Here is a 20837-nt window from a genome sequence, read left to right on the forward strand (position 1 = left end):
ACCCTCCTTAGTCTTTTTTACAACAAAATTCAAACATCTCCTTTTGCTCTTGGATTTTCTGATCAATCTTAGAACAGTCCTTGTGCTCAATTTTTTTCTGGCATCGTTCCATTTCAAGAGCCACTAATTTTTTCTTGATTTTAAGCATTTTCTTGCTCATATGTGCTTCGTCGAGCACCCCGACTGCTCGCTCGTGATGCGTTGACTCAACAAAATTTTGGCGCATTGCCTCAAGCTTCTCACGAAGGTATTGCTTATCCATGTCTATACCTTTCTAATTTTTCAATCATAACTAAAAACGGTGGATTATTAACTTGGTTGAGAGTCCGATAAATGGCAACTGTATACTCTTGTTGGTTCAACTGGCTAACAAAATCCAACACAGCATCCCTCTCGGTGTCTCCTCCCTCATGACCATAGTAGATCATAATGGCAATCCGTCCTCCTTTGACAAGCAAATGACACAGCTTTTCTAAGGCTTCAATAGTAGTCTGAGGTCGGGTAATGACAGATTTGTCAGCAGAAGGCAGATAACCCAGATTAAAAATCCCTGCCTTAGCTTCTGTCACAAACTGGTCAAGCGTCTCATGCCCTTGCAAAATCAATTGAACATTCTCTAAACCTGCCTCATTTAAACGGTCTTGGGTTTTCTCCAAAGCCTGCTCCTGGATATCAAAGGCATAGACTTGCTTGGCTAACTTGGCTAGAAAAAGGGTATCATGGCCATTGCCCATGGTTGCATCCACTACGATATCATCCTGAGTCACAACCTCAGCCAAAAAATCATGTGCCATCTCAAGTGGTCTTTTCATTTTTAAACTCCTGTTTTACAGCCTTGCATCCTTGCACACTTCCGCGGCGTCGCATCTCATTCTCTATGCTATTCAAAACTTCCCATTTATTGAGGCTCCACATGGGACCAATCAACATATCTCTAGGCGCATCTCCCGTGATTCGATGGATGACGATATGCTTGGGAATGATTTCCAACTGGTCACAGATAACCTTGACATACTCATCCTGACTCATCAGTTGCAAACGTCCTTCGTGGTAATCTCGCTGCATCCGTGTATTGGTCATGAGGTGAAGCAAGTGCAGTTTAATTCCTTGAATATCATTGTCCGTAACACATCGACGAACATTTTCAATCATCATCTCATGAGTCTCACCGGGCAAACCATTAATCAAATGGGAAACAATCTCAATCTTGGGATATTTCCTCAAGCGTTTTACTGTTTCCACATACAATTCATAAGAATGGGCACGGTTAATCAGGTCAGAGGTTGCTTCAAAGGTGGTCTGCAAGCCCAATTCTACCGTCACATGCATGCGTTCCGATAACTCAGCCAAATATTCGATGGTTTCATCGGGTAAACAGTCTGGTCGTGTTCCGATATTGATTCCTACTACACCTGGCTCATTGATAGCCTGCTCGTAACGTTCCCGAATCACTTCCACTTTTTCATGGGTGTTGGTAAAGTTTTGAAAATAAACCAGATACTTTTTAACATCTGGCCACTTACGATGCATAAAGTCAATTTCCTTATAAAATTGCTCACGGATAGGTGCATCTGGTGCCACAATAGCATCTCCAGAGCCCGAAACCGTACAAAAGGTACAGCCCCCATGAGCCACAGTTCCATCGCGATTTGGACAGTCAAACCCTGCATCAATAGGAACTTTGAAAGTCTTTTCTCCAAAAAGTTTTCGATAATAATCATTCAAGGTATTATAAGATTTCATAACTTTCATTATAACAAAAAACACCCACAATCTCAAAAGCTTGACTTTCCTACAGATTTCCTTGTTTCTCGTTTCCTTTAATGATTTTTTATGATACAATATGAGTATGATTTTAATGAAAATAGCAGCTACTTTATTGTTGGTATTAACTCTCGTGGTCTCCATCATTGTAACAAAACTTTTTAAACTGAAAAAACTAGGACTGAATTTCGCAGATTTAGCTTTTCCACTTTTGGTATTTGAGTATTACCTGATTACTGCTAAAACTTTTACCCACAACTTTCTACCACGACTTGGAGTAGCACTTTCACTCCTAGCAATCCTCCTAGTTATCTTTTTCCTCGTCAAAAAACGAAGTTTTTATTACCCTAAATTTATCAAATTCTTCTGGAGAGCTGGTTTTCTCCTAACCTTGGTCCTCTATATCGCTATGATTGTAGAGTTAATGATGCTCACACCCCAATAAATCCCTAGAACAACTGATTCTAGGGATTTTAATTTATGGAAATTTAAGTTTAAGCTAACCCAAACAATTAATAAGGAGCTAGCATTTCTTTTAGTTCTGTTAAGACCGTTTAAATTTTGCTCGTAGCCGGTCTGCTTGAGCTTTACCTATTATCTTGTCCAAGAGTCGTGTCCGTAGACTCATCAAACCATAGAGACCTCCTCCAAGTCCTCCAATGAGGGCTACATAAAGGAAACTCCAGAAACGTCCTGTTGGTTGGAAGACAAAACCGAGTAGCCATTGCAAGAAGCCAACTAGGATAAACATGACAAGAGTCAAAATGGTAATCAAAATGGTTCGTTTCAAGATAATCTTTCGACGAGCACCCGTTACCTGGCAGATATCTCTATACATCAAGACATTCGGAATGATTAGCCCGATAGTCGTTGAAATCAAGGGACCGTAACTGTGGAAAATAGCAATACTTGGAAGTTGCAAGACGAGCTTAGCAAGGGAACCATAGACAAAGTAAAGTACTGCCTTGCGGTTGCGGAACATGGCCTGAAGCATAGGAGACAAGACCATATACAAGCCTAGGATAGTAGACTGTAAAACAGCAAAGACAAACAAGCCCATGGCCAAACTATCTGGCTTACCATAAAAGACTGTATAGAGAGGTTCACCTACCATGACCACTCCAACTGTTGCTGGTAAGAGAAACATAAAGAGCATAGTCATACTATCTTGAACTAGGCGAGCAGCCGCCTGCAAGTCGCCTTTTACATAGTTCTCTGTCAAAAGCGGCAAGCCAACACTTCCAATCGAAACCCCAACAGAGATTAAAATCATGGTGATTTTATTAGGATTGGCAGAGAAATAAGAAAACATAACAACCAAGTCTTCATTGCTGTAGTTGGTAAACCACTTCATACTATTGATAAAGGTCATCTGGTCTAAAATCTGAAAGAGCTGGATGGCTGATCCTGTCAGGATAAAGGGGATGGCTTCCTTGATGGTGTCGACTAAAAGTCGCTTGCTATTGATCTTGTCCCGTGTTTCAAATACTCTTTTGAGCAAACCTTCTTGGGCTAGGAAGTAGATCAAGACTGCAAAACTAGCCACCATCCCCACAAAGGCTGCAAAAGTCGACTGGGTAACTGCTGATAGGTAGTCACCAGAACCCATCTTCATGATAATAAAGGTCGCCAACAACATCCAGATGACACGGATTACCTGCTCGGCGATTTGACTCATGGCATAGGGCTTGAGGTTGTTCATCCCTTGGAAGAAGCCTCGGATGACACTCATAGACGGGAATATCAAGACCGCCCAAGCCAAGCTCTGCATGATGGGTATCAAATCTTTCCCCACACCCGATAAATCTGCCAACCAAGGAGAGAAGAGATACAAGACCAAGGCAAAGACTAGACCTAAGCCTGTCATAAAGCCTAGGAAACTCCGAATCAAGGCAAAGCTATGCTCTTCTTCTCGCATGGTATTGTACTTAGCCACTTGCTTGGCGACCGCAACTGGGATACCCGCTGTTGAAATCAGCAAAAACCAAGCATAAATATTGTAGCCCATTGTAAAGAGACCATTTGCCTTGGCGGCATAGGTTCCCATCCAGATATACCAGGGAATAATATAGATAGCACCAAGCAGGCGACTAATAAAATTACTAGCTGTTAGCCAAGCAGTCCCTCGCAACATCTGGGCTTGCTGGTGATTGTTTTCGTTAGACATAGCTTCCTCATTCAATTTTGATAACTAGGAAAAGTTCCTTATCTTCCATTATAAACTTTTCCTTGTTACTTGTAAAATTCAGACTTGAAGTTTATAATAGAAAGTATGATAAAGATTGAAAACGTATTAGATATTTTAAAGAAAGATGGCCTTTTTCGCGAGATTATCGACCAAGGACACTACCATTACAACTACAGTGGAGTTGTTTTTGACAGCATCAGTTACGACAGCCGGAAAGTAAAAGAGGGCACTCTTTTTTTTGCAAAAGGCGCTGCCTTTAAAAAAGAATATCTTCTCTCAGCTATATCACAAGGCTTAGGCTGGTATGTGGCTGAAAAGGACTATGAAGTCGGTATCCCTGTTATTGTCGTGAATGACATCAAGAAAGCCATGAGTTTGATTGCTATGGAATTTTACGGTAATCCCCAAGAAAAACTCAAAATTCTCGCTTTCACAGGAACAAAAGGGAAGACAACAGCAGCTTACTTTGCTTACCACATCCTATCTCAACGTTTCCGCCCTGCTATGCTCTCGACCATGAATACAACCTTAGACGGCAAGACCTTCTTTAAGTCTGCTCTCACAACTCCTGAAAGTATTGATCTCTTTGATATGATGGCTCAAGCTGTTCATAACGGAAGAACCCATCTCATCATGGAAGTCTCCAGTCAAGCATACTTGGTTAAGCGAGTCTACGGCCTGACTTTCGATGTAGGAGTCTTTCTCAATATCAGTCCTGACCATATCGGTCCGATTGAGCATCCTAGTTTTGAAGATTACTTCTACCACAAACGTCTCTTGATGGAAAATAGCCGAGCAGTTGTCATTAACAGTGACATGGACCACTTCTCAGTGCTAAAAGAACAAGTTGAACATCAAGAGCATGACTTCTATGGTAGTAAGTCTGACAACCAAATCGAGAATTCCAAAGCCTTTAGCTTTTCAGCTACAGGAAAACTCGCTGGCGATTATGATATTCAGCTAATTGGCCACTTTAACCAAGAAAACGCCGTTGCTGCAGGACTTGCCTGCCTTCGTCTAGGTGCTAGTCTAGAGGACATCAAAAAAGGAATTGCTACAACCCGAGTTCCTGGACGCATGGAAGTCCTCACACAGAAAAATGGAGCTAAGGTTTTCATTGACTATGCCCACAATGGGGACAGTCTGAAAAAACTCATCAATGTAGTTGAAACTCATCAAACTGGAAAAATCGCTCTGGTTCTCGGTTCGACTGGAAACAAGGGGGAAAGTCGTCGCAAAGACTTTGGTCTCCTCCTCAATCAACACCCTGAGATTCAAGTCTTTCTCACAGCTGATGACCCCAACTATGAAGATCCAATGGCGATTGCAGAGGAAATCAGTAGCTATATCAGCCATCCTGTTGAAAAGATTGCCGATCGCGAACAAGCCATCCAGGCGGCAATGGCTGTTACAAGTCAAGAACTCGATGCCGTGATTATTGCTGGTAAGGGAGCTGATTGCTACCAAATCGTCCAAGGAAAGAAAGAAGCCTATCCAGGAGATGCAGCCATCGCAGAACGTTACCTATAAAATCAAAAAATCAAGGGAAGTTTTCCCTTGATTTTTTTAGTCTTCTTTCTTAAATGAATTTTTAAGACCTTCAACGGCGCCTTCTACAGCACCTTTAGCATCTTCAACAACTTCTTTTGCTTTGGCAACTGTTTTTTCTACAGCACCTTCTGCTTCAGTCTTGCTATCCCCAGTAACTTTACCAAATCCTTCTTTGATAGCACCAGTTGCTTGTTCCAATTTATTTTCAAGTGACATAGCTCTGTCTCCTTTTGTTTTAATACGACAATGGTTATCGCTTACATTCAGTTTATGCTTATTCTTTAGTAAAGTCAAACAATCTGCTCAAAAGCAAATAATTAAGGCAAATAGAAAGACAACCGTTCCTTGTCAAAATCAACCGCCAACTCATACTTCCCTTCTTCGTTTTGAACAATATAACCCAAGACAACTAAACTCTCAACGAAGATATCACGCCGTTTCTGCATGAGCTGGTCCTTTTTGAGGAACTTGAGTAAAAAAGTCGTCATATACTTGAGAGCATACTCAGGATTGACATCTCCCAAAATGGCATAGAGTTCCTGCTGTTTTTCTGTCAAAGGATAATGATTCTTGACCTTGTAGAAATAATTAGACAGGGTCATCTTTTCTCTGGCAAAATCCGTAGATTCGACTAAAATGGCTGCATTGGTTTGATTGCGCAATTCTGTCTCAAAAGTCTTCTCTAACAAGGCTTGATAGACTGGACTATCCTCTCTGACAAAAATTTCTTGGTCAAGGGATAGATTGTCTATCGATTCTAGAAAAGGGAGATTGAGGGAATATCGTTTGTTTTCCCTTAGGATCAAACCTGCCTTTATATACTCTTCCATGAGTTTATCAACTGCCACATCTGGAAACTGAGCCTTGATTTCCCGGAGGATTACATCATCATGCTGGTCCAGATAGTCCACCAAATCTATAAAAAATGGCTGTCGAGTCAAACGAGAGGGATTAAAAATCTGAATCATGAAGATTCCTTTCTTTACATTCTAAAAGAGGGGATGCTGCTAACTGACTGGGATTGGTCCCTGGCTGGTTTAGAGGCACAGGAAGTTCGAGTTTCCTATAATATTCTCTCCAAAAATCACTAATCTCCTGCTCTCCGTCTCCAAATTGCATCGGAATGGTCTCAAAAATAGGGAGAATTTCTGCGATGTACTGGGAACAGTAAAAACCAGACCCATCTGGATAAAAAGAGGCGTTATAGGGTGCACCTAAATGTTTGCTGGCTCTTTCCTTTACCAAGTCAGCTTCCATCTCTGGATAGACATAAAGGTCATAGAGATGAGTCGGTTCAAAAAATTCAGCTGGTTCTTGACAGATGACACCTGCTTGCCCACTAGCATGGTAGATCAAACCGTCCAAAAAGATAGCTACATGACTATAGTTCCCAGTAGAAGCCTGGATGGCCTGCCCCATATCTGAAAGGTCCTTCACAAAAATCAAATCGCCATTTTCTAACATCTTTCTCTCCTAGAAAAAAAGGAGCCGAGACCCCTTTAGCTATAAGGAAACTAAAGTTTCCTCGTTTCAATTATCACTCAGGCTATTAGCCATTAAAGCTTTCAGTCAACTGAGGCACCACTTGTTTCTTACGTGAAACAGCACCTGGAAGGAAAGCGTGGTTGTTTTCAAGTTTGAAGTTGAAGGCAGCTTCGACCTTGTCCATATTTGATCCAAGAGCAAGGATTTCTGAGTTTGAGTTGACGATATCTGTAATCATCAAGACAAAGTCAGAGTAGCCATTTGCTGCATTGGCAGCTTGCATTGCAGCTTCAATTTCTGCTTGGCGTTCCAAGACTTCAGCAATATCAACTGTATTAACCTGAGCTACACGAACCTTATTTCCGTTGAGTTCAAAGGTCTTAGCATCGATGTCAATCAATTCTTCAGCAGATTTGCTAGCCAAGTTGGTACCAGCCTTGAGCATAGCAAGACCGTACTCTTCCAAGTTCACGCCTGCTAATTCTGCCAATTCAGGAGCAATGACTTTATCAGATGGGTGAGTTGTTGGTGATTTCAAAAGAAGGGTATCTGAAATCAAACCTGAAAGCATCAAACCAGCAATTTCTTTAGGAACTGTTACACCGTGTTCTTTGAACATGCGGTAAACGATAGATGAAGCTGATCCAACTGGTTCCAAACGCATGTAGAGTGGACTTGCAGTTTCAAAGTTAGCTACACGGTGGTGGTCTACAACACCATAAACTTCTACTTCAGCGATATCTGAAACAGATTGTTGGAATTCATTGTGGTCAGTCAAAATAACTTGCTCTGCACCTTCTGCTTTAGCAGATGTGATAACACGTGGTGCTTCTACACCAAAATAGTTCAAAACAAAAGCTGTTTCTTCGTTTGGTGTTCCAAGTGCTACTGCTTCTGTGTCCAATCCATAAGCTTCTTTTGCAAGATAGGCAAAGGCTACAGATGACCCGATGGCATCTGAATCTGGATTTTGGTGACCAAATACTAGAATCTTAGACATGATAATACCTCTTTAAATTTATTCATCTTATTTTAGCACTTTTTTCCTCTTTTGACAAAAGTAAGAGGAGTCAAAGGACCCCTCATTAGATATTAATATCGTTAACTAGATTTTTCTCTTGATTTTCGAATAAAAATCGTTCTTTCTGTGGTCTTTTCTTTCGTTTGAGGAGAGCCTCTGCAGACATGGCTTCTTCCTTACTAGCAAAACCCTCTACATAGATGAGTTCGACTGGCAAGCGAGCTCGGGTATACTTGGCTCCCTTACCACTATTATGAACGGCAAGGCGCTTCTTAACATCTGTCGTATAGCCCGTATAGTAAGAACCGTCACGGCACTCCACCACATACATATATGCCTTATGATCCATAGTAAATCTCTTGAATTTCTGGCGTGTAGGAGCCATCTTCATTGTGAACAATGAGTGGTGGCAAGACCTTGAAGCCACTCATCGAGCCATCCTTGATAGCCTCAATTAAGAGCATATTGGCTTCTTTTTCTCGTTTAGGATAGACAAATTGCAGGCGCTTAGGTGCCAAATTATGGCGTTTGAGCATCTCTAAGATATCCAAAAGCCGATCTGGACGATGAACCATGGCCAAACGACCATTAGATTTGAGAATGCTCTGAGCGCTTCGACAGATTTCTTCTAGGTTAGTCGCAATTTCGTGTCTTGCTAGGAGGTAGTGTTCACTCTCGTTCAGATTGGAATGTGGATCAACCTTGAAATAAGGCGGATTGCACAAAATCATGTCCACCTTACTTCCCTGGATGTGAGCAGACATATTTTTCAAATCATCGCAGATAACCTGCATCTGCTCTTCCAATCCATTCAATCGAACCGAACGCTCTGCCATATCCGCCAAGCGCTCCTGAATCTCTACAGAGAGAATTTTTGCCTTGGTACGACTACTTGCAAAAAGTCCAACTGCACCATTCCCAGCACAAAAGTCCACAATTAAGCCATTTTTAGGAAAGCGAGGAAAGCGTGACAAGAGAACACTATCCACCGAATAGCTAAACACTTCTCTATTTTGAATGATCTTGATATCTGTCGAAAAGAGCTGGTTGATTCGCTCTCCTGATTTTAATAATTGTTCTTCCATATATTGATTTTTAAAAATACGAAATCTAATAGACTAGTTTTTCTCTTTCAGATTATTGAGTGCTTCCCTTGTCCAGACAGGCATCATTCGACCAAGAGGTGCAAAACCGTGCTTGATGCGATCATTTGAAAAACGTCTCCGTCTTGGTAGTTGGTGTTTTTCTTCCTCCAGAGCGCGAATAGATAGACTGGCTTTACCTGAAAATTCGTCTAAATCAACAACCTGAACTTGCACTTCTTCACCAATTTTCAAAACTTCATAGATATTTTCGATAAATCCCGTTCGAATCTCTGAGATGTGAATCAACCCAATCACCCCTGTCTCTAACTCAACAAAGGCACCATAGGGCTGGATTCCTGTAATACGCCCATTTAGCTTATCACCGATTTTCATCTTAGTCCTCAATTTCAATCGTTTCAATTACTACATCTTCAACTGGTTTGTCCATAGCGCCTGTCTCAACAGCTGCAATGGCATCCAAGACAGCAAAAGATTCTGCATCGACCAATTGCCCAAAAACAGTGTGACGACGGTCAAGGTGAGGAGTTCCACCTTGCTCTGCATAGATCTCAGCAATTGGTTCTGGCCAACCACCACGCGCAATCTCTTTCTTAGAATATGGCAAATGTTGGTTTTGCACGATAAAGAACTGGCTACCATTGGTATTTGGGCCAGCATTGGCCATAGAAAGGGCACCACGGATATTATAAAGTTCTTCAGAAAATTCATCTTCAAAAGCTTGTCCATAAATAGACTCTCCCCCCATACCAGTACCAGTTGGGTCTCCGCCTTGGATCATAAAGTCCTTGATAATACGGTGGAAAATCACACCATCATAGTAACCATCTTTTGAAAGAGCAACAAAGTTTGCTACTGTTTTCGGAGCATGTTCAGGGAAGAGCTTGATACGCAAGTCTCCGTGATTTGTCTTAATGGTCGCCAGCGGACCTTCTACTGTTTCAATTTCTACTTGTGGGAAATGCAATTCTTTTTCTACCATACCAAATCCTTCTAAGGCATCAAAAATGCCATCTTCTTCTACTGTTTTTGTTATATAATCTGCTTTTTCTTTGATCTTTTCGTGGGAAACTCCCATGGCAATACTGATTCCAGCATAATCAAAGAGTTCCAAGTCATTGAGACCATCCCCAAAGACCATGACATTCTCTGGTTTCAAGCCTAGGTGTTCTACAACCTTTGCCACACCAGCAGCCTTTGAACCTGAAATTGGTACCACATCAGATGAATGTTCATGCCAACGCACCATGCGAAGTTTATCCGATAAAGACTCTGGTAAGTGCAAGCCATCCCCTTTATCTTCAAAGGTCCACATCTGGTATATATCTGCTTTTTCATGAAAGTCAGGATCCACACCCAGGTTCGGATAAATCGGATCAATAGCCTCACTGATCAGTTCTGTTCGCGTGGAGAGTTTGGCGTCATGACTTCCAACCAAGCCATACTCAATTCCCTCTTCCTTCGTCCAAGAAATGTACTCCTCTACATCTGACTTCTCAATCTGATTTTGATAAATGACATTTCCTTTTTTATCTTCTATATAGGCACCATTCAAGGTCACAAAAAAGTCAGGCTTGAGGTCACGAATCTCTGGTACGACACCGAAAGTCCCTCGTCCAGAGGCGATTCCTGTTAAAATTCCTTTTTCACGCAACTGTTTAAAGACAGTGGGAATTGTAGTTGGAATAAAACCTGTCTTTGACGTACGCAGGGTATCATCAATATCAAAGAAGACAATCTTAATCTTCTTTGCCTTGTATTTTAATTTCGCATCCATCTCTCTACCTCTTTCAATCTAACTCTTTCCATTATACCATAAAGTAGAGAAATCCCATATCTTCAAAAAATTTGCTATCTCTTATTCTAATTCCTTGGATAAGTACAAAACTAAATCATCATTATTTTGAATAGTGGCATTCATTTCCAACGGTTGGTTTCGATACCAAACTCCTGTACCATCTGGAATATAACCTCGTTTGATGTACAATCTCTGGGCAGGTCCATATCCTGAGTGGAGCCCAACACCAAGCGTCACCTTATCCGATATAAGCTTGACTCGTTTCTCCGCTTCTTCCATCAAGAGATTTCCAATGCCTTGATTTTGAAAAGACTCAAAGACATTGAAATCTGAAAGTTCTGGAGACATTCCAGCAAAGGGACCATGCTTGGCAATTGGTAAAATAGTGATGTACCCCGCTACTACACCCTCAAAATTAGCAACTAAAGCTTCCCTCTCTCCACTCTCCTGTTCCTTAAAGTATAGAGTTAAAATTTCCTCTCTACTTGGCCAACCTTGATTGATAAAACCTTGGGATAGATCTTTAATGTCAGATTCTCGCATTTCTCTAATTGAACATTTCGTCTTCATAAGATGCTCCTTTAAAGCTTTCTCCTACCATTATAGCACGATAATAAAAATTAAAAGAAAAAACCTAGTAAGAAAGAAAATCTCACTAGGTCAAAAAGTAGACGTTTCGAACGGAGCCCTGTAAAAGTCTGAAAAAAGAGGTCCGGTGGACCTGAAAAAAAGACCCACCCGGGTCTTAATTCGCTTTCTTATTTTCCAGCTCATGAAAAAGAGGTCCACTGTGTACTGACCCCCAAAAGTTGGACAAATAATTATTGAAAGGATTTAGTTCTGTATTGCACAGGGCTAAGTCCTTTTAGTTTGACTTTAATTCGTTTGTTGTTGTAATAATCAATGTAGTCCACAATAGCTTGTTCCAATTGATGAAGTGATTTAAATGTCTTCTCATATCCATAAAACATCTCCGATTTCAAAATGCCAAAGAAGGATTCCATCATGCCGTTGTCTGGGCTGTTGCCCTTGCGCGACATAGATGCTTGAATTCCCTTACTCTGTAGAAACCGATGATAAGAATCGTGTTGGTATTGCCACCCTTGATCGCTATGGAGAATCGTATTCTCATAGTGCTTCTCTGTGAATGCCTGTTCTAGCATCGTTTTTACCTGTTCTAAATTAGGCGAACAAGAAAGATTAAAAGCAATAATTTCGCTGTTAAAGCCATCTAAAACTGGTGATAAGTAAAGCTTTTGAGTACTTGCTGGAATGGCAAATTCTGTCACATCTGTGTAGCACTTTTCCATTGGTTTGGCTGCTTCAAATTGGCGTTGAATAAGGTTATCTGCTTTCTTGCCAATCTCTCCTTGATAAGAAGAATACTTCCGTTTCCGACGAATTCGAGCACTTAAACCAAGGATTTTCATCAGACGTTGGACCTTCTTATGGTTTACTATATGACCACGATTCCTCAATTCAAGAGTCATTCGGCGATAGCCATAGTTGCCTTTATGTTCATTATAAATCGCTTGAATTTCGGTTTTAAGCTCTTTATCTTTATCAAACCCATCCAGCTGTTTCAACTGATAATAGTAAGTTGAGCGAGGTAAACGAGCCGCTTCAAGAAGTAAATCTAGTCGAAATCCTCCTGAAACCATTTCTCTAACTGTCTCTGCCTTTCTCGCTCTAAGGCTTCGTCTCTTTCCTCTAACTCTTTTAACTTTTTTAGGTAGGCCACCTCAGTCCGTAAGCGTTCATTCTCCTCTTGAAGTCGCTCTAGTTCTGTCATTTCTTCCCAATTTTTCTTCCGTTTACGTCCCATTTTAGGTACTCTCCCTCTTGTTTTCTCAACAATAGTATACCCGTTTTTCTTGTATTGTGCCAGCCAATTTGGAAGTAATCCACTACTTGGAAGAGCATAATCCAGAGATACGCTTAGTTGCGATTGTCCCTCAAGTTGGACTTCATCAATGATTTCTTGTTTTAATTCAGGAGAATAGTAACGATTCTTCTCCTTTTTAACGATTTCTATCCCGTAACGATCAATCAATTTAATCATGTACCTAAGATTAGAATTGTTTATCCCAAATTTATTTGAAAGCTTCTCTAAGCTATATCCTTGTTTTCTAAGTTCATAAATCTGAACTTTATCATCATAAGTTAATTTCATAATAAAAACACCCCAAAAGTTAGATTTTTTCTGTCTAACTTTTGGGGTGCAGTTCACTGGACCTCTTTTTTAATCTTCGTTTACGAAAGGCATCAAAGCCATTACGCGTGCGCGTTTGATAGCTGTTGTTACTTTACGTTGGTTTTTAGCTGAAGTTCCTGTTACACGACGAGGAAGGATTTTCCCACGTTCTGAAACGAAACGGCTAAGAAGCTCAGTATCTTTGTAATCAACATATTCAATTTTGTTTGCTGCGATGTAATCAACTTTTTTACGGCGTTTGAATCCGCCACGACGTTGTTGAGCCATGTTTTTTCTCCTTTATAGTATTAATTGTCCATTAGAATGGTAAATCATCATCTGAAATGTCCAATGGATTGGTTGCTCCAAATGGATTTTCAGAACGTGAAAAGTCTGGTACTGGGTTTGCAGGTGCTGATTGGCCAGCAGTTGGTGCAGAATAAGCTCCACCTGAATGTCCTTCGCGCACTCCACGGCTTTCCAACATTTGGAAATTCTCAGCCACGACTTCTGTTACGTAGACACGTTGTCCTTGCTGGTTATCGTAACTACGAGTCTGGATACGGCCTGTGATCCCGATAAGAGAGCCTTTTTTAGCCCAGTTAGCAAGATTTTCAGCCTGTTGGCGCCACATAACGACATTGATGAAATCAGCCTCACGTTCGCCATTTTGACTCTTAAATGTACGGTTTACTGCAAGAGTAAAAGTCGCAACTGCTACATTTGATGGGGTATAACGCAACTCAGCGTCACGTGTCATACGCCCTACAAGTACAACATTGTTAATCATAATTTACCTTCTTACGCGTCAAGTTTGACGATCATGTGACGAAGAATGTCAGCGTTGATTTTTGAAAGACGGTCAAACTCTTTAAGAGCTGCGTCGTCGTTTGCTTCAACGTTAACGATGTGGTAAAGTCCTTCACGGAAATCTTGGATTTCGTATGCAAGACGACGTTTTTCCCATGATTTTGATTCAACAACAGTTGCACCGTTGTCAGTCAAGATAGAGTCAAAACGTGCTACCAAAGCGTTTTTCGCTTCTTCTTCAATGTTTGGACGAATGATATAAAGAATTTCGTATTTAGCCATTGATATTTCCTCCTTTTGGTCTAATGACCCCTAGTCTTTGCAAGGGGTAAGTGAGGTTTGCTCACAATAAACTATTATACTAGAAAAACTGATAGATAGCAAGTAAAAAAGATAAAAGTGAAAAAATAACTTTATTACTTAGAAATAACATCCTCTTCCAGTTTCAAAGCTCCAGCCATCTCTTTCAAAATGAAAAATAGCAAAAAGCTGGCTAGTACTAAAATGAGCCCTAAGTAAAGGAAGGCTACTACAAATCCTAGATAATCAATCAACCATCCCGTCAGAGGAAAAATGATAATCATGCTTAGGCTGAACATCATAGAGTAGACACTTAGCATGGTTGCCCGTACCTCACTTGGGAGTCGCTTTTGTAAATCATTATCAAAAATCGGCTGAAAGAGAGCATATAAGGCGTTACTGATCAAATAAACCAAAATATAAATCAGCGGCGTACCAAAGTAGGAAAGCAAATAAGTTCCTCCCGTCAAGAGTACAAGAATGGGAAAGAGTTTTAAGGCTGAATACTTCTTTCCAATCTTACTTGCTAGATAAACTGCCCAGATATTCAAAACACTGCCCATCAACATGACCATCGAAATCTGCCACCCTTCTAAGTCAGGAAGTTGATTTTGATAGTAAAAATAAAACATGCACATCAGTGTCCCGATGATTTGGGAAAGAATCATCCAACTAAAAAGACTGGGGTTTCTCCGCAACTCCTCTTTGACAGTCCAGATTATTTTTTTCATCGTCAAACGCTCAGATTTTTGCGCTTTAACACTAGGCTCTTTTAGCATCCAAGTTAGGAAAAGAACGATTATAGAAGTAACAATCATGATATAGTAGGTCAAGTGCAATTGACCATGGACAAAAAATCCCGCTAAAACGGTCCCCAAAGACCGAGTCCCTTCTGCGACTCCTGACATAAAACTGGAGATAGACAAGTAGCGCTCTTTTAATCCAGCCTCCACAGCCGAATCATAAACCATGGCTGCACTCGTCCCCGAATCAAAATTATAAGACAAGGCACTCACCACCATAGCGAGTGCGTAAATCCAAAAATTACCTTGCCCTGCTAACATGAGAATAGACGAGGCAATCCCAGCTATTCGACTTAAATATAGATTGGTTTTATAGGAATAGCGGTCAGCTAACATTCCTGAGGGAATTTCACAGATGACACTGGTGGCATGAAAAATACTTTCCAATAAGCCAATCTGCCAAAGCGACATCCCGTTTTGACTGAGAAATAGAATCCAAAAGCTGGTAATGCCCAGAAAGGCAAAAAATTCCACACCAGCCATGAGACCGATATTCTTCCGGTAATTTCGTTTAAACATAGTTTCTCCTTTAACAAGTGTATTTGTATCTTTGTGTTTGTCACTTGTTAAGCTGTGCTTTACATGTTCTCCACCTCTTCTTTCTTCTACTTTGAAAAAACGCCCTAAGGGCGTTTGGATTCATTTTATGGTTTGATACGATGCAACATACGTGGGAATGGAATGGCTTCACGGATGTGTTTGGTTCCAGCTGCGAAGGTTATCATACGCTCGATACCGATACCAAATCCTCCGTGTGGAACTGTACCGTATTTACGAAGGTCAAGATAGAATTCATACTCTGTACGATCCATACCAAGTTCATCCATCTTAGCTACAAGGGCATCGTAGTCTTCCTCACGCATAGAACCACCGATGATTTCTCCGTAACCTTCTGGTGCGAGCAAGTCTGCACAAAGCACGCGCTCTGGATTTCCAGGAACTGGTTTCATGTAGAAGGCCTTGATAGCTGCTGGGTAGTTCATAACAAATGTCGGCACACCAAAGTGGTTTGAAATCCACGTTTCGTGTGGTGAACCAAAGTCATCGCCATGTTCCAAATGCTCGTAGTCAGCATCTTCATCGTTTTCATGCTCTTGCAAGAGGTCAATGGCTTGATCGTAAGTGATGCGTTTGAATGGCTCTGCAATGTAGCGTTTCAAGAGCTCTGTATCACGTTCCAAGGTTTCCAAGGCTTGAGGTGCACGGTCAAGGACACCTTGAAGAAGGGCTTTTACGTAAGCTTCTTGCAAATCAAGTGACTCATCGTGTGTCAAGTAAGAATACTCTGCGTCCATCATCCAGAACTCAGTCAAGTGACGGCGCGTTTTTGATTTCTCCGCACGGAATACTGGACCAAAGTCAAAGACACGGCCAAGAGCCATAGCTCCTGCTTCTAGGTAAAGTTGACCTGATTGGCTCAAGTAGGCTGGCGTTCCAAAGTAGTCAGTTTCAAAGAGTTCAGTTGAATCTTCTGCCGCATTTCCTGAAAGAATTGGGCTATCAAACTTCATGAAGCCGTTCTTGTCAAAGAACTCATAAGTTGCATAAATGATAGCGTTACGGATTTGCATCACAGCCACTTGCTTGCGAGAACGGAGCCACAAGTGACGGTTGTCCATCAAGAAGTCTGTTCCGTGTTCTTTTGGTGTGATAGGGTAGTCTTGAGATTCACCGATCACTTCGATGTCTGTAATATCCAACTCATAGCCAAACTTAGAACGTTCGTCTTCTTTGACAATTCCTGTCACATAAACAGAAGTTTCTTGACTCAAGTGTTTGATCGTTTCAAATTTTTCAAGACCTACCTCTTCACCAAATTTTTCTACAAAGTTTGGTTTAAAGGCTACACCTTGGAAGAAGGCTGTTCCATCACGCAATTGCAAGAAGGCAATTTTCCCTTTTCCTGATTTATTGGCAACCCAGGCTCCGATGGTCACTTCTTGACCAACGTAGTCTTTTACATCGATAATTGTTACACGTTTTGTCATAATCTATCTTCCTTTTTTCGTTTAACTTGTCCGAAGACATCATTACCCACTATTTTACCATAAATAGAATGTGATAGCTAGGTTCTACTAGAGAAAAATCGCGAGATTTTCGTTACAAAAAATCTTCGCCAAAAAGGCGAAGATTCTAAGTTTTATTTTTCCATAAATTGATGCAAACGACGAATCGCTTCTTTCAAGGTGTCCAAGTCAGTTGCATAACTGAGACGAACATTTTCTGGCGCCCCAAATCCTGCTCCTGTAATCAAGGCAAGACCGACTTCTTCAAGGATAGCTGTTGTAAAGTCCGTAACATCGGTATAGCCCTTCATCACCATCGCTTTCTTAACATTTGGGAAAAGATAAAAGGCTCCTTGGGGCTTGACAACTTCAAATCCTGGCACTTGGCACAAGAGAGGGTAAATAGTGTTCAAACGTTCCTCAAAAGCCTGACGCATGGTTTCGACAGAGTCTTGTGGCCCAGTTAGGGCTTCAATGGTAGCATATTGCGATACGGCAGTCAGATTGGAGGTTGTTTGTCCTGTTAGTTTGCTCATAGCAGCGATAATCTCAGGATTTCCCACAGCATAACCTACCCGCCAACCAGTCATGGCATAGGCCTTAGATACACCGTTAATCACGATGGTTTGCTTGCGAATAGCTTCTGACAAACTAGAAATTGGAACAAATTCATTTCCGTTATAAACCAAACGACCATAAATATCATCTGCTAGGATAAGGACATCATGCTCAACAGCCCAATTTCCGATAGCCAAAAGTTCCTCACGAGAGTAGATCATACCGGTCGGATTAGATGGCGAATTGAGAACCAAGACCTTGGTCTTATCTGTCCGGGCTGCTTCTAGCTGCTCTACTGTTACTTTAAAGTGATTGTCTTCCTTGGCCTGGACAAAGACTGGCACACCTTCTGCCATTTTGACTTGATCCCCATAGCTGACCCAATATGGTGTAGGAATGATGACCTCATCACCTGGATTGACCACAGCCATAAAGAAGGTGTAGAGAGAGAACTTGGCTCCAGTGGCAAAGGTAACCTCGTTAGCCGCTACGGAATACCCATAGTAGCGTTCAAAATAGGTATTAACCGCCGCTTTTAACTCTGGTAGGCCTGAAGCAACTGTATAGAAGGAAGCACGTCCATCTCGAATCGCTTCTACCGCTGCATCCTGAATGTTTTCAGGAGTATGAAAATCAGGCTGTCCCAAGGTTAAGAAAAGAACGTCCTTTCCCTGAGCTTTTAATGCTTTGGCTCTTGCATCACTAGCTAGAGTGACGCTTTCTTCCATTTCTAGTACACGTTTGGATAGTTTCATATGCCCTCCTTATTGGATCACTGCTCCTGTTTCAAAGTCGACCAGATAGTACTGGTTTCCTGACTTGACTTCCCAAATCGGCTTGTCCTGATAGCGACCAAAAGTAATCTTGTCAATGTCGCTAGCTCCTTTTTCCCTCGAAATTGTCGCTGCCTTGTCCTGAGAAATCCCCTTATCAAGCTGATAAACATAAATCTTGTGGTCATTCTTTTCAATCAGTACGGCAATGGCCTCTTGCTTTTTATTATGTCCCAGAACACTGTAATAGCCCTCTAGACCATTGTAGAAATCAACCTGATCTGCCTTTTCCAATTCTGCATACTGCTTGGCTAGTTTTTCTCCCTCAACCCTAGCATCCTGATAGGGCTTCATACTTAGAGAGATCAGATAAAGGAAGGAAGTGGTCATGACTAGTAATACTAAAGTAATGCCGATTCCATACTGTAAAAGTAGCTTGTTTTTTGCTTTTTTCTGTCTTAGTTTCACTCGTCTATTTTACCATCTCTCCTCTTTTATTACAAGTGAAGATAGAAACATTCTAAGATTCTTTTCCTATAAAATATCAGTTCTTGTTTTTCTCTCTCATTATTGATAAAATAACCTTATGAAACAATATTTGAAAGAGAAAATTTCCGATAATCAATTAGACTTAAAAACAGCTATCGTCCTCAACAAAGCCATACGGACTTTTAAACCATATGAAGCCAAGGCTGCCAAAGAACACGGGCTAACACCCACTCAATTTTCAGTTTTGGAAACCCTCTACAGCAAGGGGGAACTACGCATTCAGGATTTGATTGAAAAAATGCTAGCCACTTCTGGAAACATGACTGTTGTTATTCGAAATATGGTTCGAGATGGGTGGATTTCTAGAACTTGTGACCCAAAAGACCGTCGTTCTTTTTTCCTGAAACTAACACCAGCTGGATGCAAAAAAATTGAAGAGATTCTTCCTGACCATATTAACTCTGTTATAGATGCTTTTAGTATCTTGGAAGATGGAGAAAAGGAGGATTTGATTCGTATTTTAAAAAAATTTAAAGATTTGTGAGCAAAATTATTGCTAATTAGTATTATTTGTTGTAACATAGATAGTAACAAAAGAGTTCGCTCTTTGAATTTTAAACTAAAGGAGACAAATCATGTCTAAAAAAGTATTATTTATCGTCGGTTCACTACGCCAAGGTTCTTTCAACCACCAAATGGCCCTCGAAGCTGAAAAAGCACTTGCTGGAAAAGCGGAAGTTAGCTATCTTGATTACTCAGCTGTTCCTCTCTTCAGCCAAGATTTGGAAGTTCCAACTCATCCAGCTGTAGCTGCTGCTCGTGAAGCAGTCCTTGCTGCTGATGCAATCTGGATCTTCTCTCCAGTCTACAACTTCTCTATCCCTGGAACAGTGAAGAACTTGCTTGACTGGCTCTCTCGTGCCCTTGACTTGTCTGACACACGTGGCGCTTCTGCCCTCCAAGACAAGTTTGTTACTGTCTCATCTGTTGCCAATGCAGGTCACGATCAACTCTTTGCTATTTACAAAGACCTCTTGCCATTTATCCGTACACAAGTCGTTGGCGACTTTACTGCTGCTCGTGTCAATGACTCTGCTTGGGCAGACGGAAAATTGGTGTTAGAAGAAGCAACTGCTTCATCACTTGCAAAACAAGCTGACGACCTTCTTGCAGCTATCAACTAATCAAACAAAAACCAGCTCGAACGAGCTGGTTTTATGCTTGTTTCACAAAGACGAGTTCTAAATCACTTGATAAATCAGTTCGGTAGTCAAAGCCGGCAAAACTGAGCTTGCGAGCTTGCTCAACTGTTTGAACTTGACCCTCTATCAAGGCGGTCAAAAAGGCGCCACGGGCTTTTTTTGAAATAGTTGAGTGAATCTTCAGCTGACCACCCTTGTCCTCCATAAATTTGAAGGTCACCATCTTTTCTCTGATTTCCTTCGAAAATACGGTTTCAAACTCTGATGATAGGAGGGAGAATATCAAGTCCTCATCCTGAAGTGACTCATCATAGACTGACTTCCAATGACTCTTTAAAGTCTTACCAGCAACTTTTAACTTCATCAAGAAATCCAAACGGTGAGGAGCCGTGGGCGACAAGGCGGGGACAACACCGTATAAAGCCGAGGTAATTAGGACATGATTTTCAAGATAGGTTTGTTCAGCCTCGGTTAACCCATCTCGTTTAATGTGGCGATACATGAGACCATCGAAGAGTTTCAAAGCTGGATAATGTCTAGCCCTGTGATCTTTTAAAGCTTGAATATGGCCGTACTCTTCTTCTGCTTTCTCGGCAGATACCTTATAAAAAGTCTCTAATTCACTAGCTGAGTAATGCGCCAGTGAGTCAAGGACTGCCTGACTTTCTTCCCTCAAAGGGAGCGCTTCGATACAAGGATGGTTTGTGTTCATTTCTTTTGCTGTTGGGATTAAAATTTTCATATTGTTAGTGTAGCATATTTTTCAATCACGACCAAGAATTTCATCTGAAA

At 41.2% G+C, this 20837-nt stretch carries 26 protein-coding genes; 4 read left to right on the forward strand and 22 right to left on the reverse strand.

Annotation, left to right across the window (positions count from 1 at the left end; genetic code table 11):
• Positions 1–7: 7 nt before the first annotated feature.
• Genes ACVBD2_RS07250 through mnmL form a run of 3 tightly spaced genes read right to left on the reverse strand, consistent with a single transcriptional unit; the run spans position 8 to position 1752 of the window.
• Positions 8–262: a hypothetical protein gene (locus ACVBD2_RS07250; protein ID WP_000361095.1), complete on the reverse strand. Its 255-nt coding sequence runs from the start codon at positions 260–262 to the stop codon at positions 8–10.
• The gene (mnmM, locus tag ACVBD2_RS07255; RefSeq protein WP_125837569.1) at positions 255–812 is read right to left on the reverse strand and encodes a tRNA 5-(aminomethyl)-2-thiouridylate-methyltransferase MnmM; all 558 of its coding nucleotides are present in this window, start codon (positions 810–812) and stop codon (positions 255–257) included. The genes ACVBD2_RS07250 and mnmM overlap by 8 nt, the downstream gene beginning before the upstream one ends.
• On the reverse strand, positions 796–1752 hold the full coding sequence (mnmL, locus tag ACVBD2_RS07260) for a tRNA modification radical SAM protein MnmL/YtqA (protein ID WP_125837571.1): 957 nt from the start codon (positions 1750–1752) through the stop codon (positions 796–798). Before mnmL ends, mnmM begins: the two co-directional genes overlap by 17 nt.
• A gap of 91 nt (positions 1753–1843) precedes the next feature.
• Between mnmL and ACVBD2_RS07265 the strand changes: the two genes are divergently transcribed.
• A complete protein-coding gene (locus tag ACVBD2_RS07265; RefSeq protein WP_461685493.1) occupies positions 1844–2209 on the forward strand; it encodes a DUF3397 domain-containing protein in 366 nt (121 codons plus the stop codon).
• Between the two features lie 99 nt (positions 2210–2308).
• Here the strand turns inward: ACVBD2_RS07265 and ACVBD2_RS07270 are convergent, their stop codons facing one another.
• Positions 2309–3931, reverse strand: coding sequence for a putative polysaccharide biosynthesis protein (locus ACVBD2_RS07270; protein WP_461685494.1), 1623 nt, complete (start codon positions 3929–3931; stop codon positions 2309–2311).
• A 105-nt stretch (positions 3932–4036) separates the two neighbouring features.
• Between ACVBD2_RS07270 and ACVBD2_RS07275 the strand changes: the two genes are divergently transcribed.
• A complete protein-coding gene (locus tag ACVBD2_RS07275) occupies positions 4037–5482 on the forward strand; it encodes a UDP-N-acetylmuramoyl-L-alanyl-D-glutamate--L-lysine ligase (protein WP_461685495.1) in 1446 nt (481 codons plus the stop codon).
• A gap of 36 nt (positions 5483–5518) precedes the next feature.
• Here ACVBD2_RS07275 and ACVBD2_RS07280 read toward each other — a convergent pair whose 3' ends face one another.
• From ACVBD2_RS07280 to ACVBD2_RS07360, 17 genes are all read right to left on the reverse strand, one after another.
• On the reverse strand, positions 5519–5719 hold the full coding sequence (locus ACVBD2_RS07280; RefSeq protein ID WP_000051185.1) for a CsbD family protein: 201 nt from the start codon (positions 5717–5719) through the stop codon (positions 5519–5521).
• A 101-nt stretch (positions 5720–5820) separates the two neighbouring features.
• Positions 5821–6471, reverse strand: coding sequence for a DUF1803 domain-containing protein (locus ACVBD2_RS07285; protein ID WP_461685496.1), 651 nt, complete (start codon positions 6469–6471; stop codon positions 5821–5823).
• On the reverse strand, positions 6455–6967 hold the full coding sequence (locus ACVBD2_RS07290; RefSeq protein ID WP_461685497.1) for a YiiX/YebB-like N1pC/P60 family cysteine hydrolase: 513 nt from the start codon (positions 6965–6967) through the stop codon (positions 6455–6457). Before ACVBD2_RS07290 ends, ACVBD2_RS07285 begins: the two co-directional genes overlap by 17 nt.
• Positions 6968–7052: 85 nt before the next feature.
• The gene (locus ACVBD2_RS07295; RefSeq protein WP_461685498.1) at positions 7053–7988 is read right to left on the reverse strand and encodes a manganese-dependent inorganic pyrophosphatase; all 936 of its coding nucleotides are present in this window, start codon (positions 7986–7988) and stop codon (positions 7053–7055) included.
• A gap of 85 nt (positions 7989–8073) precedes the next feature.
• Positions 8074–8358, reverse strand: a complete 285-nt coding sequence (locus tag ACVBD2_RS07300; protein ID WP_461685499.1) for a GIY-YIG nuclease family protein — start codon at positions 8356–8358, stop codon at positions 8074–8076.
• Positions 8348–9094 (reverse strand): tRNA1(Val) (adenine(37)-N6)-methyltransferase, encoded by a 747-nt coding sequence (locus ACVBD2_RS07305; RefSeq protein WP_461685500.1) that lies wholly within the window; start codon positions 9092–9094, stop codon positions 8348–8350. The genes ACVBD2_RS07300 and ACVBD2_RS07305 overlap by 11 nt, the downstream gene beginning before the upstream one ends.
• Before the next feature lie 33 nt (positions 9095–9127).
• Positions 9128–9487 carry a S1 RNA-binding domain-containing protein gene (locus ACVBD2_RS07310; protein ID WP_461685501.1) on the reverse strand — a complete coding sequence of 120 codons (360 nt, stop codon included), beginning with the start codon at positions 9485–9487 and terminating at the stop codon, positions 9128–9130.
• A gap of 1 nt (position 9488) precedes the next feature.
• Positions 9489–10889: a bifunctional Cof-type HAD-IIB family hydrolase/peptidylprolyl isomerase gene (locus ACVBD2_RS07315; protein WP_461685502.1), complete on the reverse strand. Its 1401-nt coding sequence runs from the start codon at positions 10887–10889 to the stop codon at positions 9489–9491.
• Positions 10890–10970: 81 nt separating this feature from the next.
• Entirely contained in the window at positions 10971–11480 is a 510-nt protein-coding gene (locus ACVBD2_RS07320) for a GNAT family N-acetyltransferase (protein ID WP_461685503.1), read from the reverse strand.
• A gap of 251 nt (positions 11481–11731) precedes the next feature.
• A protein-coding gene (locus ACVBD2_RS07325) for an IS3 family transposase (protein WP_461685504.1) occupies positions 11732–13083 on the reverse strand; the annotation gives its coding sequence in 2 pieces (ribosomal slippage) (positions 11732–12642 and positions 12642–13083; 1353 coding nt in all).
• A 69-nt stretch (positions 13084–13152) separates the two neighbouring features.
• On the reverse strand, positions 13153–13392 hold the full coding sequence (gene rpsR, locus ACVBD2_RS07330; RefSeq protein ID WP_000068664.1) for a 30S ribosomal protein S18: 240 nt from the start codon (positions 13390–13392) through the stop codon (positions 13153–13155).
• A 31-nt stretch (positions 13393–13423) separates the two neighbouring features.
• Complete coding sequence (gene ssbA / locus ACVBD2_RS07335; RefSeq protein WP_000609595.1) at positions 13424–13894, reverse strand: single-stranded DNA-binding protein SsbA; 471 nt, start codon at positions 13892–13894, stop codon at positions 13424–13426.
• Between the two features lie 11 nt (positions 13895–13905).
• Positions 13906–14196 carry a 30S ribosomal protein S6 gene (gene rpsF, locus ACVBD2_RS07340; protein WP_001151782.1) on the reverse strand — a complete coding sequence of 97 codons (291 nt, stop codon included), beginning with the start codon at positions 14194–14196 and terminating at the stop codon, positions 13906–13908.
• A 134-nt stretch (positions 14197–14330) separates the two neighbouring features.
• Positions 14331–15536 (reverse strand): MFS transporter, encoded by a 1206-nt coding sequence (locus tag ACVBD2_RS07345; RefSeq protein ID WP_070683872.1) that lies wholly within the window; start codon positions 15534–15536, stop codon positions 14331–14333.
• Between the two features lie 125 nt (positions 15537–15661).
• On the reverse strand, positions 15662–17005 hold the full coding sequence (gene asnS, locus ACVBD2_RS07350) for an asparagine--tRNA ligase (RefSeq protein WP_000167166.1): 1344 nt from the start codon (positions 17003–17005) through the stop codon (positions 15662–15664).
• Positions 17006–17157: 152 nt separating this feature from the next.
• A complete protein-coding gene (locus ACVBD2_RS07355; protein WP_461685505.1) occupies positions 17158–18336 on the reverse strand; it encodes a pyridoxal phosphate-dependent aminotransferase in 1179 nt (392 codons plus the stop codon).
• Between the two features lie 9 nt (positions 18337–18345).
• Positions 18346–18822 carry a cell wall elongation regulator TseB-like domain-containing protein gene (locus ACVBD2_RS07360; RefSeq protein WP_461685506.1) on the reverse strand — a complete coding sequence of 159 codons (477 nt, stop codon included), beginning with the start codon at positions 18820–18822 and terminating at the stop codon, positions 18346–18348.
• Between the two features lie 118 nt (positions 18823–18940).
• Here ACVBD2_RS07360 and ACVBD2_RS07365 point away from each other — a divergent pair, with 118 nt between their 5' ends.
• Together ACVBD2_RS07365 and ACVBD2_RS07370 are read left to right on the forward strand one after the other, a co-directional pair.
• Positions 18941–19387, forward strand: a complete 447-nt coding sequence (locus ACVBD2_RS07365; protein ID WP_461685507.1) for a MarR family winged helix-turn-helix transcriptional regulator — start codon at positions 18941–18943, stop codon at positions 19385–19387.
• 91 nt (positions 19388–19478) lie between these two features.
• Positions 19479–20027, forward strand: coding sequence for an NADPH-dependent FMN reductase (locus ACVBD2_RS07370; protein WP_000039632.1), 549 nt, complete (start codon positions 19479–19481; stop codon positions 20025–20027).
• A 31-nt stretch (positions 20028–20058) separates the two neighbouring features.
• Here the strand turns inward: ACVBD2_RS07370 and yaaA are convergent, their stop codons facing one another.
• The gene (yaaA, locus tag ACVBD2_RS07375; protein WP_268702953.1) at positions 20059–20787 is read right to left on the reverse strand and encodes a peroxide stress protein YaaA; all 729 of its coding nucleotides are present in this window, start codon (positions 20785–20787) and stop codon (positions 20059–20061) included.
• Positions 20788–20837 lie beyond the last annotated feature (50 nt).

The organism is Streptococcus sp. KHUD_018 (genome assembly GCF_054861215.1).

Excerpts from the sequence above, each read along its gene's own strand:
- ACVBD2_RS07250 (WP_000361095.1), bottom strand. The coding sequence starts at position 262 with ATGGATAAGCAATACCTTCGTGAGAAGCTTGAGGCAATGCGCCAAAAT.
- mnmM (WP_125837569.1), bottom strand. The coding sequence starts at position 812 with ATGAAAAGACCACTTGAGATGGCACATGATTTTTTGGCTGAGGTTGTG.
- mnmL (WP_125837571.1), bottom strand. The coding sequence starts at position 1,752 with ATGAAAGTTATGAAATCTTATAATACCTTGAATGATTATTATCGAAAA.
- ACVBD2_RS07265 (WP_461685493.1), top strand. The coding sequence starts at position 1,844 with ATGAGTATGATTTTAATGAAAATAGCAGCTACTTTATTGTTGGTATTA.
- ACVBD2_RS07270 (WP_461685494.1), bottom strand. The coding sequence starts at position 3,931 with ATGTCTAACGAAAACAATCACCAGCAAGCCCAGATGTTGCGAGGGACT.
- ACVBD2_RS07275 (WP_461685495.1), top strand. The coding sequence starts at position 4,037 with ATGATAAAGATTGAAAACGTATTAGATATTTTAAAGAAAGATGGCCTT.
- ACVBD2_RS07280 (WP_000051185.1), bottom strand. The coding sequence starts at position 5,719 with ATGTCACTTGAAAATAAATTGGAACAAGCAACTGGTGCTATCAAAGAA.
- ACVBD2_RS07285 (WP_461685496.1), bottom strand. The coding sequence starts at position 6,471 with ATGATTCAGATTTTTAATCCCTCTCGTTTGACTCGACAGCCATTTTTT.
- ACVBD2_RS07290 (WP_461685497.1), bottom strand. The coding sequence starts at position 6,967 with ATGTTAGAAAATGGCGATTTGATTTTTGTGAAGGACCTTTCAGATATG.
- ACVBD2_RS07295 (WP_461685498.1), bottom strand. The coding sequence starts at position 7,988 with ATGTCTAAGATTCTAGTATTTGGTCACCAAAATCCAGATTCAGATGCC.
- ACVBD2_RS07300 (WP_461685499.1), bottom strand. The coding sequence starts at position 8,358 with ATGGATCATAAGGCATATATGTATGTGGTGGAGTGCCGTGACGGTTCT.
- ACVBD2_RS07305 (WP_461685500.1), bottom strand. The coding sequence starts at position 9,094 with ATGGAAGAACAATTATTAAAATCAGGAGAGCGAATCAACCAGCTCTTT.
- ACVBD2_RS07310 (WP_461685501.1), bottom strand. The coding sequence starts at position 9,487 with ATGAAAATCGGTGATAAGCTAAATGGGCGTATTACAGGAATCCAGCCC.
- ACVBD2_RS07315 (WP_461685502.1), bottom strand. The coding sequence starts at position 10,889 with ATGGATGCGAAATTAAAATACAAGGCAAAGAAGATTAAGATTGTCTTC.
- ACVBD2_RS07320 (WP_461685503.1), bottom strand. The coding sequence starts at position 11,480 with ATGAAGACGAAATGTTCAATTAGAGAAATGCGAGAATCTGACATTAAA.
- rpsR (WP_000068664.1), bottom strand. The coding sequence starts at position 13,392 with ATGGCTCAACAACGTCGTGGCGGATTCAAACGCCGTAAAAAAGTTGAT.
- ssbA (WP_000609595.1), bottom strand. The coding sequence starts at position 13,894 with ATGATTAACAATGTTGTACTTGTAGGGCGTATGACACGTGACGCTGAG.
- rpsF (WP_001151782.1), bottom strand. The coding sequence starts at position 14,196 with ATGGCTAAATACGAAATTCTTTATATCATTCGTCCAAACATTGAAGAA.
- ACVBD2_RS07345 (WP_070683872.1), bottom strand. The coding sequence starts at position 15,536 with ATGTTTAAACGAAATTACCGGAAGAATATCGGTCTCATGGCTGGTGTG.
- asnS (WP_000167166.1), bottom strand. The coding sequence starts at position 17,005 with ATGACAAAACGTGTAACAATTATCGATGTAAAAGACTACGTTGGTCAA.
- ACVBD2_RS07355 (WP_461685505.1), bottom strand. The coding sequence starts at position 18,336 with ATGAAACTATCCAAACGTGTACTAGAAATGGAAGAAAGCGTCACTCTA.
- ACVBD2_RS07365 (WP_461685507.1), top strand. The coding sequence starts at position 18,941 with ATGAAACAATATTTGAAAGAGAAAATTTCCGATAATCAATTAGACTTA.
- ACVBD2_RS07370 (WP_000039632.1), top strand. The coding sequence starts at position 19,479 with ATGTCTAAAAAAGTATTATTTATCGTCGGTTCACTACGCCAAGGTTCT.
- yaaA (WP_268702953.1), bottom strand. The coding sequence starts at position 20,787 with ATGAAAATTTTAATCCCAACAGCAAAAGAAATGAACACAAACCATCCT.